The organism is Shewanella aestuarii (genome assembly GCF_011765625.1).
Taxonomy (GTDB): domain Bacteria; phylum Pseudomonadota; class Gammaproteobacteria; order Enterobacterales; family Shewanellaceae; genus Shewanella; species Shewanella aestuarii_A.
Genome location: NZ_CP050313.1, coordinates 551685 through 566317, shown reverse-complemented (window position 1 = coordinate 566317; position 14633 = coordinate 551685). Strand labels below are relative to the sequence as shown.

Genomic DNA, 14633 nt, shown 5'->3' with positions numbered 1-14633 from the left:
GCATTTACTTTGGCTCAGTCGCTTGTTAATTGAGCACATGCAATACAACTGATGACATGCAGTATCCGTCATGACTTATTCAGTTTGTGCCATAAACAAGGTCACAAAATCATCACTCGATATCGCAGGGCTTTTAAAGTAACCTTGATATGTATGGCAATGATTATCTTGCAGAAATGTTAACTGCTCAGCCGTTTCAACCCCTTCTGCCACCACTTTCAAATTCAGGTTATTAGCCATAGAAATAATGGCCGCTGTGATCTGCACATCAGCAAGATCGTCAGGAATATCTTTTACAAAACTACGGTCAACCTTTAAAAAATCAACATTAAAATATTTTAAATAGGCTAAAGAAGAATACCCGGTACCAAAGTCGTCAATCGCTAAGCGAATACCAAGCCCTTTAAGTTTTAACAAGGTATCTTTGGTTAGCGAATGATTATGAACCAACACCCCTCGGTTATTTCTAACACCAGTTTATTAGGATTAATGCCGGTTTCATTCAATATATGACGAATATCATCAATAAAGCCCTCATCATTAAACTGTAAAGGCGATAGGTTGACAGCGATATAATCCAAATTGATACCACGTTTTTGCCAACTAACAAATGCCTCGCAAGCAACGGTAATGACCCATCGGCCTAGCTTAATAATTTGTCCACTCACCTCGGCTGCTGGAATAAATTGGTCCGGTGGAATAGTGCCTAATTCTGAATTAAACCAGCGTATTAAGCTTTCAACGCTTTCAATCTGATTAGTTTGACAATTAACAATAGGCTGGAAGTAAAGTGAAAAGTCATTATTATCAATTGCGGATTCAATACGTTGCTCTAAAGTCAGTTTAGATTTTAGCGCCAAGGTGAACTCTTCTAAATAAATTTGTACTCGGTTTTTTCCTAGTGATTTCGCTTTATAGAGTGCGGTGTCAGCATTTTTAAACAGGGTGACTTCATCTTCGCCATGCTCAGGAAAAATACTCGCACCAATGCTGATTTTAGTATTTAAAAACAGATTCACAGGGCCAATTAACTCTAACGGATACGAGAAGCAATTTAGTAGTTCTGTAGTCAAAAATGTAAGATGTTCCTGATCGGTAACATCTTCAATAATCACCATAAATTCATCGCCACCCATACGACCAATAAAGTCACTATCTCGTAATCTTTCTCTTAATCTTTGCGCGACTTGTACCAGTAATTGATCTCCGACGGGATGTCCATAAGTGTCATTGACGTTTTTAAATGAATCGACATCAATGACTAAAACCCCCAGCTTGGCAGCGTGCCGTTTTGCTCTGGCAATAGCGCCTATCAAGTTATGTTCAACTGCAGTCCTATTGGGTAGATGAGTAAGCGGGTCAAAGTAAGCCAGTTTTTTTAACTCAGCCTCGGCCTCTTTTTGATCGGTAACATCAATCATTACCCAAGCTTGACCACCATCGAATTGGCAACCTTTGAATTCAATCCATCTGTGCAGCCCATCACCGCGAACAATTTTCATGGTAGTTGATGAAACAACATGTGTGGGCTGAGTTAAGCTGGCATAGAAGTCAGGTTTATCCTCCCTTGTCTCAACAAACAGTTTTTGCCAAAAATCATTTACATCAGATAACTGACTATTTTTGTATCCGGTGATCTTTTCAGCCTGCACATTGAGAGTGATCTTGCCATCAACAATTGAACAGACACCGGTAGGTAAATCCTCAATAAAATTCAGTAACTTATTACGACTCGCCTCTATTTGTTGCTTAGCTTGTTTTTCATCGGTAATATCACGATTTATACCAATACAGGTATTCCCCTCTCCTTTGGCGCCTTGAATAACCGTGCTAGCTACATAGATATGCCTAATTTTATTTTCTGAATTTACAATTCTAAACTCTGAAATATAACTATTACTTTCATTTAAGGCTTTGCTAAACTCGGTTAGTACTCGAAACTTGTCAGCAGGGTAAAGCCTATCTGAAAAGTCACTTAATTTACCTTTAAAATCTGCGGGATTGACATCAATAATACTAAACATGGCTTCATCCCAAACTAACCGCTCAGCGCTTATGTCATACTCCCAAATGCCGATTTCAGCTGCATCTAAAGCAAGTTGCAGCCTTTTACTTATTTGGATTAATTTTTTTTGTCGTTGGCGCTCTTCAGTAATATCCACAAAAGAGGTGACCGACATATGCGGGCGAGATTCATTCGGCTTAAAAATAGGTTGAGAGTTAATTTTCAACCAACTGACACCGCCATCGGCCTTATTCACTCCCATGGTAAAATCTAATACAGGCACACCATGCTTTATGGCTAACGATGAAGGATGATCTTCTGGAGGACAAGGTTGACCGTCTTCGGTAATGGTTCCCCAATTAGGATCGGCATTGTCTAAGCCTCGCATCTGATGACTGGTTAAGCCTAAAATTTCTTCTGATGCAGAGTTATTGGCAGTAATGACACCATTAGCATCTTGAATAACAACGCCTTCTAATAAGGAATTAAGCAACACAGCTTCATCACGACCTAATAATGCGAGATTGGTGTCGCCTGAAAGCGAATTCATGGTTATTTGAATGGATATGATGGTCGCATTAGTGCCTGCTAGCACTAACGGACCAATAAAAAATGTTACATGATATTGATAGCCTAATAAGCTAATGTCAGTGGTAATGTTAGACGTACTGCGCTGCTCTGTTTGTGCTTTAGCAACCGCAATGCGTAACGAGTTAAGCAACTGCTTGTCATTAAGTAATGGGTTTGGCCAAACCGCATTTTTAGTCGCAAATATATGTTTTTCAGCAAATTTATCAGCACTTTTAAGCCAATTTGAATTGGTAAATACTACCTGATTATCAAACGACAGAATTGCAATATCCTGCGGTAAATTATTACATATTTGAATGAGTTCATTACTTAATGGCACAGTTGCTCCTAAAAGACACCCTTAATAGCGCTACATCATTATAAAGCATCTACAACAAATGACTTACATTAAATAACTTACTTCAACTGACTATCCAAAAATGCTGCCAGCGATTTATACAAATGATTACGCACTTTCTCACCGCGCATAGAATGTTTTGACCCTGGGTAATCAATCATCTGAAACAACTTGCCTTCATCTTGTAGCGCTTTATAGACGCGAGTGCTGTTTTCAAACAACACGTTGTCATCTGCCATGCCGTGATACATCAGTAAGCCTGACTGATAGTGCGTCACATAAGGTAAAACACTTGCTGCATCATAACCCTGTTTATTTGTGTCAGGATTCCCCATATAGCGCTCGGTATAATGGCTATCATACAAACGCCAATCAGTTACTGGAGCACCAGATATGGCTGCCTTAAAGTAATCTGGTGCTTTAAACTGGCTCATCAACGCCATATATCCACCGTAACTGTGGCCATAAATCGCCACATTCTCACCATCAATGAAGGGCAGGCTTCGTAAATAATCAACACCCGCTTTTTGATCACGCACTTCAGCATCACCCATGTTTTGATAAATCACCTGTTCAAATTGGGTTCCACGATGGCCAGAGCCACGATTATCTAATTGGAATACCGCATAGCCTTGTTGCAATAAGTATTGAGTAAAGTAATCCGCCTCACTCCAGCTATTAACGACTAATTGCGCATGGGGGCCGCCATAAACCCGAACCACCACTGGGTATTTCTTACTGCTTTCAAACGGAACGGGTTTAAATAATCGATACTGTAAACGTTGACCATCGTCAGCCAATAAATGACCAAACTCTGGCATTTGCCATTGACCAACAAACTCATATAAAGGGTGGCTTGCATCAACAAGATTTTGCTCAACCCAAGCTAAGTGAGTACCTGTGGCATCATGTAAACTAATTTGTGGCGGCTGCTGTAAGCTGCTGAAATAATCTAAATAAACGGGCTCATTGTCAGCAAACACACTATTATGCATCCCTGAACGGCTACTTATACGCTCAATACTGGCGACACCTTGGGTTAGGTTTACTCGATAAATATGGCTTTCGACCACACTGTCTTTACGCCCCGTAAAATAGACCCAACCCTGTTTTTCATCAACATATTCCAAGCTGTCAACCACCCAATCTCCTTGAGTTAATTGCTTAATTAGCTTGCCTTGTAAATCATATAAATAAAGATGCTTAAAGCCATCTCGCTCGGACGCCCAAATAAAAGCGGCTTGTTGCTTTAAAAAATGCAAATCATGGTGCAGATTTATCCATGCAGCGCTGCGCTCTTTCACAACCGTCTCTGCAACGTTTTGCTGGGTTACATCAACAATGCGTAAATCTAATGCTTGCTGATCGCGACTTTGCCACTGGTAAGATAAATGCTTGCTATCGGGTAGCCATTTTACCCGTGGTAAATAAATGTCTTTATCAGCCCCTAAATCAATCCAAGTGGCTTGTTTGGTCGCCAAGCTAACTACACCAAGCTCAATGATAACATTGGGTTTACCCGCATAAGGGTAACGCTGCTCAGTCAGTTTGATACCATCAGCATAAATTTCATTACGAGTGACAAGCTCAACCCCTGACTCTTCAATGCGGGTAAAAGCAATGTTTGATTCATCCGGCGACCACCAATACCCCGTCATGCGATCCATTTCTTCTTGAGCAACAAATTCAGCCATGGCATTTTTTATTGGCCCTTTGCCATCATGGGTTAACGCCGACAATTTACCCGTGGCTAAATGCAGCACATACAGATTTTGATCTCGCACAAAAGAAACAAAATTAGCTTTAGGTGATAAGCGCGCATCGGTGGCAAAGCCATCACCAATTGGCAATGTACTAACGCTATCTTCTTTAACATTGTATAAATACAATTGCCCTGAAGCGGGAATTAAAATCGATTGGCTATCATCAGCCCAAAAGTATTCCATAATCCCTTGGCCATAAATGCGTTGGCGCTCGCGACGAGCTTTTTCTTCATCCGATAACTCGCCGCCGGCCAATTTATCAGCATCGATCAACCGGCTGCGTTTGCCTGTGCTGATCTCCATTTGCCATAAATCATAAAAACTTTGATTATCATCTCGACCTGCAAGGTAAGTCACACGCTTACCGTCTGGCGACAAACTCAAGCCGCGCGGACTAGTACCCGCAAGGGCTGGTGAAGCATGAAGACGCTCAATAGACAATGGCTGAACACCGCCTTTAAAACCCTGTAGTGGGACTGTGGTGGTAAATTTAGGTGCTGAAGATGAAGTTGTCGAAGTCATAGAGTTGGCCATTAAAAGTTGACTGGTAAGTAGTAATGGCAACGCAAATACCGCTGCGAAAACCTGTTGCTTCCATCGAGAAGTCATTATTGTTATTCCTATTAATAAACAAGCGCATTGTCTTTTTGCGGCTTCATTTTGCCTGAATTTTATTTAAAACGAAAATGCCTCATCTAGCACTGAAATTGACCACAATCTGAGGTATTATTTGACACAATTATAAAAACTTAACTTCAACGACCTTAACTGTCATAGGAATAACCATGCAGACTTTGGCACAAACTCTCACCTCACAAGCGGTAAATGACTCTCTTACTGCACTTTTATTAACTTTAGCTGATACCTCAAAAGCCATTAGCGGTGCAGTGCGCCATGGTGCTTTAGCGGGCGTATTAGGTGCAACTGAGCAAGAAAACGTTCAAGGTGAAACCCAAAAGAAATTGGATGTCATCACTAATGACATGCTTAAAGATGCGCTAAAAGCAGATGGCAACGTGCGCGGTTTAGCCTCTGAAGAAGAAGACTATGTGGTTGAAGTCAGCAAGCAAGGTGAATACCTTGTGTGTTTTGACCCTTTAGATGGTTCATCTAATATTGATATCAACTCGCTTGTGGGCACAATTTTCTCTGTGCTACCAGCAACTGATGGCGCACTAACCGAGCAAAGCTTTTTACAAGCTGGTCGCCAGCAAGTGGCAGCGGGTTATGTACTTTATGGTCCATCAACCATGATGGCACTAACCACAGGCCAAGGCACCCAGTTTTACACCTTAGACCGTGATAGTGGTGAGTTTTTACTAACTAACGATAAGGTTGCTATCACGCCTGATACCGCTGAATTTGCCATTAACATGTCAAATCAACGTTTTTGGGAAGCACCAATGCAAACTTACATTGCCGATTTACTCTTGGGCAAAATTGGCCCACGAGAGCAAGCTTTCAACATGCGTTGGATTGCTGCTATGGTTGGTGATGTGCACCGCGTGTTGTGTCGTGGTGGCATTTTCACCTACCCAACAGACAATAAAAATCCAGCTAAGCCCTACAAGCTACGTCTAATGTATGAAGCTAACCCGATGGCCTTTTTAGTTGAACAAGCTGGCGGCAAAGCTTCAACGGGTTATGAAGACATCATGGATATTCAACCCACTGAAATCCATCAGCGTGTTGCGGTGATCTTAGGCAGTCGAAACGAGGTAGACATGTGCTTAAGCTATCACGGTGAAGATTACAGCCAAGAGCCATCAATCGATTAATGTTAAAGGTAATTTAACCTAATAAAAAATCCGCCAATGAGCGGATTTTTTATTATTCAACTTTACCCTATGCGGTTTGTTCAACTTTATGTGGGGTTTCGGTTTGATCAACAATAGTTAATACCGCAGTATCTCCCACAACGTTACAAGATGTCAGCACCATATCAATTAAGCGGTCAAGGGCTGCCACAATAGCAAAAGCCTCTACCGGTAAACCCATTTGATGAATTAGCACACCAATCATCACCATGCCGCCACCAGGGACGCCACCCGCACCGACAGATAATAAAAACACACTAAACAACAATGCCGGAATTTGCTCGCCACTAATTGGCATACCAAACGCATTCGCCACGAAGAAAATCGCGATGGTGATATAAATCGATACGCCACCCATGTTCATGGTTGCCCCCAACGGCACACCAAAACCGGCTACAGCTTTGCTAACACCAAGTTTGTCGGTCAAGGTACGCATTGTGACTGGAATGGTCGCATTTGACGATGCCGTCGATAACGAGAACAAGATTTGTTCTTGGGTTTTTTCACGAAACGTTTTTGCCGACACTTGAGTAAACAAGCTGACCGCCAACGGATATACCACAAAAATCCACAGCAATAACAAGCTCAAAATAAGAACGAGATATTCAACAACACTGAAAAAGATTTCCGGCTCTAATGTCGCGGCTAACTTGAACATCAGCGCAAATACACCAATCGGGGCAAGGTTCATCACCACTGAAATCAAACGCATCATGATTTTATTAGCTGTTTGGAAGCCTTTTACTGCACCATCAACCACAGCGCCCATCGACTTCATCACTCCGCCAAGCAGAAGGGCCATAAAAATAACTTGCAGCATGTTGCCGGAAGTAAAGGCTGAAAATGGATTATTAGGCACAATACTCACAATCAAGGTCACCAAATTTGGCAACTCGGTAGCAGTAATCGCAGCAGTATCACCACTGGTCATATCAACGCCTTTTCCCGGCTCTATCATCATGGCGACAGCAAAAGCGGCAAAAATTGCGACAACAGTATTGATAATGTAAAAGCCAAAGGTTTTACCACCTAAGCGGCCAAAGCTTTTTAAATCTTGCAGTTCACACACACCACACACAATGCTGATAAACACCAAAGGCACAACCAACATCATGATCATGTTAACAAACATGGTACCAACACCACTGGCAATATTAACCAAGGTACCAGAAAAGAAGGCAACATCATTTAGTGCAAATTGCACTAGGCTCCCCAAAATAACCCCAAGAAAAAGACCGCTAAAGATCTTCGCTGATAACGATTTAAACATTGAACTGTCATCCTTTTTATTATTTGCTGCGCAATGGTCGTTGCTTGCTATTTTATTTTTAATGCAGCGATACTGAGTTATCAAAAAAGAGAATTCAACTATTTCAGCAAGATAAATCGCAATAAAATGCTAACAAAACCTCAGCGCAAGGCTAACGTAATGATTTTAAAGTATTTAATTTAAAGCGTTCAAACAATGCAGAACAAACAACGGATTAACGTATTTAAAACAGCATATTCATTGTAAAAAAGGCATTTAAAAGTGATAAAAACTAGCTCGCTGCACTACTGCGAGACGTTAGTGTTAAGGTTAACTGGTTAGCTAATATATGTTGCTGTTTGATACTGATGCAATTTTGTTGCAGCCAATTAGCTAAATTGCGCCATTGTTGTAAATCGGCACGCTTGAGGTATTTTTGCTGACGCCACTGTTTGGCAAAATCATCTTTGTCATTCACCCCCAATAATGGCACTGGCCGTTGGTTTTGCTGCGCCGCTAAATTCGCCAGCACAGGGACAATAATATACTGGCAACCTTTGAGTAAATGGGCGATTTGCAGTCCTGCTGGATCTAAATCGACAAAAGCACTGATATGGAGAGGGTGTTCGAATTGGCTCAACCGATACAGTAGCTGCTTACAACCGGCTGGAGAATGCGCTCCACTACCACGATAAACAATCACTGCCTTAGCGAGTGTATCGGCTAAAATGTTATCAACCGGCCAATGGTCAAACTCATCAAAAATATCCAAGTTTTCTACCACCACAAGCTGGTTGATATTGCCCTGTTTAATGATGTGGAGCAGGTTATCAACCGATAACCTGATACTAAGGCGACTTGAAGTGACCATATCGAAAACACTTTTAGTAGGAAGATAGTCAGAGGGCAGCTTAACCAATACATAATTGGCTTCTGGTCTTATATTGGCAAATTTCTCTTTGTGACCTTGGCAAGATAATTCAGTTCTGGTTTGGTTAAAATCAACATTTAACACATCAAAGCCAGAATCTTGTTTAACCATGTCACGCAGCAAATCCCAGTCTTTACCACTAAAACTAAGATACTTACCAGCGCCATCAGGCTCACCAATTGCAAATTGTTGATATATTTTTTGCCAATTGGCACTGTACTTTTCACGTGGCGAACGTTTGATCACCACGTTTTTAATCATAATGATTTGCTGCTTAGTTAGGCTTGCCATCTGCCATGCTTATCATAAATTATGCCAGCCAGAGCTCAACATCGGTCACGATAAAGTTGCCGGTATATATAGGGTGCGGCTTACCGATTGGTTCTAGCTCAAAGTATTGTTTGTGCTCTAAAGGCAAGGCCTCATAGCCACCAATTACCTGATAAATCCAGCTTTCGCTATCCCAATCAAGTTGTTGTTCATTTAAATACTCTAATGCGGATTGGCGTAAACCTGAGTCAATTACCGCACAAAAATACTCATCTACGGCGACTTTCAGTGGGTTGTCTGGGACATCAAAATCCTCCACTTCAGCCATTTCAAAGGTTACATTGGTATCACGCTCAATGCTAACTCGCTCATCACGACTAATGGATTTAATTTGGGCAACCATGGCCATTAACGCTAACTCATGGGAAGTGTTATGCACATCCACACTTGCAGGCGCTAAAATTGCCTGGGCAAAATTAAATAAAGCTGGCACTTTATTGTGTGCCACATGATTTTCTACCTGATAATCAGGGTGTAAATCGGTATGTAACAACCACCCTTTCAGCAGTCGAGTTCGGCCTTGAATCTGCCTAAAGCGCCCGAGTAACTCCAGCAAACGCCCTTGTACAACGCTTAACTCTTGAGTGCAATGACTTAAGGTTTCTTGCAAGCTGGTAATTAACAAACGGCGCAGCTCGCGAATATCACCGGCAATTTCTCCTAACTCACTAAACTGGAACATCTCTAAGCCATTAAGTAGCTCGGTGACCTGCGACTGCGCTAACTCGTTTTCTCGTATTTTGGCATTAATGGTACCCACATAACCAAACTCGTTATTAATACGGCCCCACAGTACCCTTATTGAATAACGCAGGCTGTCGGTAAAGCTGTAAACATGCTCACTTAAATCGGCTAAATAAGCTTCAGCAGCACTGTAATCGACATTGTGACGCGCTTCCTTGTAGTGATCAGCCAAGGTTTTAATCGTGGCCAACGCCGAGCCAACATTAGAGTCGATTTGACGATTACGCTCATCACTTAAGCCTTCTTCTAACAAGGCTCGCACTGAACGCTTCAAGCGTAGCGATTGATCTGGCTCTGGACGCCACAAAATACCGCTTTTTTTAAGCTTTTCAATCACAGCAGGGTCATGACTTGATTCACTCACTGAGCCCGCTAAATAAGCATCCATAATCACATCGGCATGGCGGCCAATTTGTTTAAGAAGCTTTACCCCCGCTTGATGTAAGTTGCTACTCATAATAACTCCCGCTGAGTGGCGGTTTCAGCTTGCGCCTCAAGACTAAGCCCTTCGGTTTCGTCAATAAAGCGGATCACTTCATATAAATAATCTAACTTGCCCGTGGCAATGTAAATTTGCTTTTCTGAATTCGGTTTAGTTAAGTAACCTAACTCGACCAAACGCTTGAATACCAACTTAATTTGGCCATCAACATTGCTACTACTTGAGCCAAATAATCGATAATGACTAAGTTTGGTTAACTGCTCTCGAAACGCGGGAGTGTCTTCAATACGGGTTTGTAGTTCTGTTAAGCGGATTGGCGCGCCTTCACTTAATGGCGCATCTTGGCCGCTAGCCTCTTGAACAAGGACTAACCATTCAACTAAGGGGATTAACGCAGCACAAATTTCTTTGAACTGACTGGAAATAACTTTGCGCTCGTTTTCACCTAACTGTAAATAGCCACAGAAAAACACTTCACCTTCACCCGCGCTAGCAATAGTACGGTTTATTTGATTCAAATAGCTTTCTACTCGCTCGCGAGTACTGTTATTTTTAAGGGCTCGCCAACCATCTTCATTGGTCACGCGACAAATAAACTCGCCGCGTAATAGCTGCTCAATAATTGCACCTGTGCCCACTAATACCGTGTCATGATTGCTGATATTGGATTCTGTAGACATTATGCTAACTCCTCTGATTTCGCCTTACGTTGATTTAAACGCTCTGCCAATGGGTTAGCTTTTGGCTTCACTACTTGTAGCTTTTTAGTTTGCTTATTAATGATATAACGGTTAGCAAACAGGTTGAGCACTTCAGACTCAGGATTCGGGAATGCGCCTAACACGCTAATATTATTGTTTTCGCAGGCATCAAAAATCTTCTTCACGTTGGTGTGGTGTAAGGTACCTAGTTCATCAATTGGCCAGTGAATGGTGACGTTTGCTTTACCACGTAGTAAACGGGTAAAGGCGAGTAAGAATTTACACAAAATTAAGTAAGCCATACCGTGGCTAGATGATTCATTCAACTGGCGATCGGTGCGAATAATTAAGTCACTGTTACCTTCTTTAAGACGTAGCTCAATCTCTAACAGTTTGGCAATACCACCAGTTAACGCAGCACGGCCGATAATATCTAGCGCACGGCGCATGCTATTAGTGTAATGCTCGTCAGGTAAACGACTGAAGTTATCAGCTTTCCAGGCTTTAAAGGCTTTTACAAACTCTTCAAGCTCTGGCCAAAATTCGAGCTCACTGATACGTGAACGAATGCGGACCGCAGACTCTGATACTCCATCAAGGAATAGCTCTTCCCCCACTTCACGGGTGATCCGCGCGCTTTGCGAGGCAATGCGGCGATCAATATCTGCTAACACATCATAAAATGCGGTGAGATCAACCCCAAAAATACGCCCTTGCTCTCGAATCGCCATTAATGATTGTGGCACCATCACGTTCAGTAACTGTTCAAGTTGCGGCACTAATTTACGGTAATCCAGTAAGCGAATGCCTTTATCATTAATAAAGCTAGATTCTTCACGGGCTCGCTCCCAGAATTCGGCTAAACCTGAACCAGATTTACTGGCAATCACACTGTCAAAGTGCTCAACGTATTGTTTAACAGAGCCTAACAAATAATCACGTTTTAGCAGTAAATCTTCACCTTGGCGTAAGCGCTCACCAATGCTCCCCACGGCTTCTTCATTGTTAGAAGGCAGTTTTAAATCAGCTAATTTACGCATCACTGCACGTAATTTAGTTAAGTTTTCAGAAGCTTCTACTTGCGCGGCATCAGAGGCTTTTCGCTGCGTTTCTAACTCATTACGGCGGGTTTTAATCTCGTGGGTTTTATTGGTTAATTGTTGTTCAAACTCCAGTGCAGCACGTTTCACATCGGCTAACTGGGTTTGCAGTTTAGGCTTGCGCCCTAACCAAGTATGCTGATACCAGTCTTCATAACGCAGCACTTCACTGCGACGCTGCTCGGCATGACTAATTTTTGCTTCTAAGTCGCGAATTTGACGCTTTAGACTTAGAATGGCATCTTCATCGACACCACGTGATTTAAGTTCATTTTTGTACCAGGTTTCACAGGCTTTTTGTTCGGCTTTAGCATTGGCACGACGTTGCTCAATATTGGCTTTAATTTGCCCAAGCAGATTATCAATTGCGCCGACCACTTCTTGCCAATAGGCATTTTTCTCCATGCGCGCTTCTAGTGCATGTGACTTTTGCTCGCCTAGCCATTCAAGATGCTGATTTTTAAGTTGCTTTAATTCATTATCTAACTGAATCAAACGTTTGCTAGATTGTGCTTTACGCTCGGTGACGGCTGCATCAATACGTTGCTGCTCGCTGCGTTTCTCATCAAATAAGCGGCGTAAATCTTCGCGGCTATTTTTATACGCGGTGCGCGCAAAGGTGAGTTCACGGTTAAGTTTGTCGAGCGCATCATTCATTGCAACTAGCTGATTTTCATGTTCAGCTTGTAATTCTTGGGCGCTTTTTAATGCTTCTTCGGCTTTAGCTAAACCAATGCGTAAGTCTTGTTCTGATTGGGCATATTCAGGCACATCAATCGCTTTAAGATCTATCTGTACACCAAATAGGGCATCTGAATCATTAGTGGCAATATTAGGATGCAGATCAGTACGATGTAATAACTCCGGTGCGATGACTTTACCAAATGAATTTTCCCAGCCGTGAGCTTCTTTGCGTAAAAACTCAAGCAAGGTATGCGATTGCGGGAACAGCATATGGTGAATTTCTTCTTTGGCTTGCTCACGCTCATTAACCCGCATACTGGCGATACGCAGTGCTTCGTTCGCTTGGTCACGCTTAGCGCGCTGCTTGCGCTCCTCTACCATTAAGCGCTCAACTTTTTGATTGCTTGCCTCTTGCTCTTCATCTGCAAGGCTAATACGCTCGTCAAAAATGGCTAAACGCATTTTTTCATCTTCGGTGTATGACACACCATCAACCTGATGTTTGAGCTCTGCAGCCGTGAGCTTTAGTTGATATTCTTGCTCACTAAATTTGGCCTTACCAGCATCGGCTTGATCACGCCAAAACTGTTCGAGTTTGGCTAAATCTTCATTGGCTAGCTCACGCTGTTTGTCTCGTGCTTCGCGCTGTAAATCTTGTTCTTGATGCAGTGACTCTAACTCACGGTGTAATTGCTCGGCAATTTTTGAACGTCTCGCATTAAATGCCGCTTCAATATCTTGGTGCTTTTCGGTTTGTAACTTATGACGTTCATTCAGATTTTCAACGTCTTGTCGCCAAGCCGGTAAACTATCTAAATCCGCTTTAGCTTGATCGATATCGGCATCTAAAAATGCGCCATGTTGTTCTTCAATCGTATCAAGCTCGTGCTCAACCTTATTCACATCGCCTTTAGCAGCGGAAATCTCTTGATTGAGTTCATCACGAATATCTTTCCATTCATCATCAAGCATTCGAAGCTTTAAGTTAAGCTCTTTGCCTATGGTTTGGTTGGCATCTTGGCGCTCTGCTTCTAGGGTTTCATCGTGCCGATAACCACGAGATAAACTGGCTAAACGCATTTCGGCGCTTAATAATTGATTAAACTCTTGCTCGAGCTTTTCAAATTCTGGCTTAATTTGTTCAAAGCCCTGAACCAACTGGCTTTCACGGATCCAAGCTTCGACTCTTTGCGGATTTAAGCGTGAGGTAGGCGGGTTAACACCGTCTTCTTCTAAAATGGCGGCGATCATCGATTTGACCGTTTCCATTTTACCTTCTTTGGAATGCACCGCTTTCGCTAACTTTTCAATATGACGCAAGGTATGGTCGCCATCACAAAGCGAAAACTGACGCGCATAAGTACGCAGCTCGTTACGATTACTGCCAGTATTTAATAAACTGCGATCGTTTTGAATAATGGCGCGATATTCACGAGTGTTTAATAAGTTAGTGTGAACAACACCTTGGCGTTTTACCTCACGACCAAGTTCAGCCATTGAATGACAAATTACCGTGTCACCATTGCGACTTTTAACGTAATCATCTAATTCAAAGCCACGACCAATAAAGCGGTAATTGACCCCTTTGCCATCACCAGCCGATGCCAAAACAGCTTGGTAAAGTAAACCATCATCTTTTTGATACTCATAAATGATGTAACTTGAATCGTGCGGTAAATACCAACGTTCGAAACTATCTCGAGTGGATGGCACAACTCGACTTGGATATTCACCATAAAAAACTGGCACTAAACGCTGTAAGGTGGTTTTACCTGAGGCATTTGTACCACAAATATTGGTATGGCCGTTTAACGCTAATTCAACCACACCAGGTAAGTGGGTATTAATAAGCACGATTCTGATCAAACTTGGCATGAGAGTCCTTTAACTTGACGATCTACTAGCGATTCAATTCACTAAAAATAAAGCAGGAATGGGC

At 42.3% G+C, this 14633-nt stretch carries 9 protein-coding genes; 1 reads left to right on the top strand and 8 read right to left on the bottom strand.

Annotation, left to right across the window (positions count from 1 at the left end; genetic code table 11):
- Positions 1 to 75: 75 nt before the first annotated feature.
- From HBH39_RS19940 to HBH39_RS02665, 3 genes are all read right to left on the bottom strand, one after another.
- Entirely contained in the window at positions 76 to 450 is a 375-nt protein-coding gene (locus HBH39_RS19940; protein WP_167675378.1) for an EAL domain-containing protein, read from the bottom strand.
- Positions 429 to 2915 carry a bifunctional diguanylate cyclase/phosphodiesterase gene (locus HBH39_RS02670; RefSeq protein ID WP_167675376.1) on the bottom strand — a complete coding sequence of 829 codons (2487 nt, stop codon included), beginning with the start codon at positions 2913 to 2915 and terminating at the stop codon, positions 429 to 431. The genes HBH39_RS19940 and HBH39_RS02670 overlap by 22 nt, the downstream gene beginning before the upstream one ends.
- Positions 2916 to 2992: 77 nt before the next feature.
- Positions 2993 to 5305 (bottom strand): S9 family peptidase, encoded by a 2313-nt coding sequence (locus HBH39_RS02665; protein WP_167675374.1) that lies wholly within the window; start codon positions 5303 to 5305, stop codon positions 2993 to 2995.
- A 176-nt stretch (positions 5306 to 5481) separates the two neighbouring features.
- On the opposite strand from HBH39_RS02665, the gene HBH39_RS02660 reads away from it, so the two are divergent.
- A complete protein-coding gene (locus HBH39_RS02660; RefSeq protein WP_167675372.1) occupies positions 5482 to 6474 on the top strand; it encodes a class 1 fructose-bisphosphatase in 993 nt (330 codons plus the stop codon).
- Between the two features lie 67 nt (positions 6475 to 6541).
- Here the strand turns inward: HBH39_RS02660 and HBH39_RS02655 are convergent, their stop codons facing one another.
- From HBH39_RS02655 to HBH39_RS02635, 5 genes are all read right to left on the bottom strand, one after another.
- Positions 6542 to 7783 (bottom strand): dicarboxylate/amino acid:cation symporter, encoded by a 1242-nt coding sequence (locus HBH39_RS02655; RefSeq protein ID WP_167675370.1) that lies wholly within the window; start codon positions 7781 to 7783, stop codon positions 6542 to 6544.
- A 271-nt stretch (positions 7784 to 8054) separates the two neighbouring features.
- Positions 8055 to 8984, bottom strand: a complete 930-nt coding sequence (locus tag HBH39_RS02650) for a DUF7281 domain-containing protein (protein WP_167675368.1) — start codon at positions 8982 to 8984, stop codon at positions 8055 to 8057.
- Between the two features lie 19 nt (positions 8985 to 9003).
- The gene (locus HBH39_RS02645) at positions 9004 to 10224 is read right to left on the bottom strand and encodes a phosphoenolpyruvate carboxylase (protein ID WP_167675367.1); all 1221 of its coding nucleotides are present in this window, start codon (positions 10222 to 10224) and stop codon (positions 9004 to 9006) included.
- On the bottom strand, positions 10221 to 10889 hold the full coding sequence (locus HBH39_RS02640; RefSeq protein WP_167675364.1) for a condensin complex protein MksE: 669 nt from the start codon (positions 10887 to 10889) through the stop codon (positions 10221 to 10223). The genes HBH39_RS02645 and HBH39_RS02640 overlap by 4 nt, the downstream gene beginning before the upstream one ends.
- Positions 10889 to 14569 carry an ATP-binding protein gene (locus HBH39_RS02635; protein ID WP_167675362.1) on the bottom strand — a complete coding sequence of 1227 codons (3681 nt, stop codon included), beginning with the start codon at positions 14567 to 14569 and terminating at the stop codon, positions 10889 to 10891. The genes HBH39_RS02640 and HBH39_RS02635 overlap by 1 nt, the downstream gene beginning before the upstream one ends.
- Between the last annotated feature and the right edge of the window lie 64 nt (positions 14570 to 14633).